The 958-nt window shown below is 71.3% G+C and carries 1 protein-coding gene; it reads right to left on the bottom strand.

The genetic code is table 11. The annotated features are described in order from the left end of the window. The coding region (locus FV242_RS33950; RefSeq protein WP_147942037.1) for a transposase at window positions 1-958 on the bottom strand (958 nt) is incomplete at both ends.

Genomic DNA, 958 nt, shown 5'->3' with positions numbered 1-958 from the left:
GCGCAGGAGATCGAAACCGGCGCGACCGTACATGCTCCGCTTGATCAGCTTGAGGCGGTTGACCTGCCCCTCGACGGGGCCGTTGCTCCAGGGCTCGACGATGGCGGCGCGCACGGCTGGCTCGTCCTGCCGGAGCCCGGTGACGAAGCCGCCGAGATCGGTCGCGGCTGCAGCTTCCAGCCAGGGCGTCAGTCCGGTGGGATCGTTCTGGCGCAGGAGCTCGGCGAAGGCGCGTATATCCTCGGCGGCCTGCTTCAGCTTCGGCGCGGCGCTGCAGAGCGCTTCGGTGAAGGCGAGATCCTCCCGAGACAGCGAGGTCGGGTCGGCGGTGAGCCAACGGGTGATGCGGCGCGTCGAGGGGACCCGGGCGGACGGTGATCTCGCAGGCGCATCCTGCCTCCGTCGTGAGGCCCAGCGCCGGACGATGTCGTAGCTGCCAATGAAGCCCTGCGCGTGCAACGCGCGGTGGAGGACGGTGGCGCTGTGCTGGCCCTCCCGCCAGCGTGCCTCGACGAAGGGCAGATAGCGATCGAGCAGGCTCGAACCCGGTGCGCGGCGGTAGGGCATGAACCGGCCCGCCCGCACCCAGCGGCGCACGGCGTTGCGGGATGCGCCGAGACGGCGAGCGATCTCTTTGGTCGGCAGACCTTCGCCGTGGAGGCACAGGGCCGCCTCGCAGCGGTCGCGTCGCCAGCTGCTCACGTTCGTTGGCGCTGTCTTCGTCTTCGCCAGATCAGGGGAGCCGGCGGGGTCGTGCACGGCGCGGTGCGCCACGCCTCGGATCTCGGACTGGTGCCGCTCGACGACGCCGCGCAGGGCCTCGGAAGCGTTGACGAGCAGGTGCCAGCGATCCGCGACCTGCGTCGCCGTCGGTGCTCCCGTGCGCGCGGCCTCGGCGTAGGGTCCCGAACGGTCACGGCTGACGACGGTCACGCTCGGATGGGCGGTGAGCCAGTCC

The organism is Methylobacterium sp. WL64, assembly GCF_008039945.1.
Taxonomy (GTDB): domain Bacteria; phylum Pseudomonadota; class Alphaproteobacteria; order Rhizobiales; family Beijerinckiaceae; genus Methylobacterium.
The sequence above is the reverse complement of the archived record's forward strand: the minus strand, read 5'-3'. Positions and strand labels throughout refer to the sequence as shown.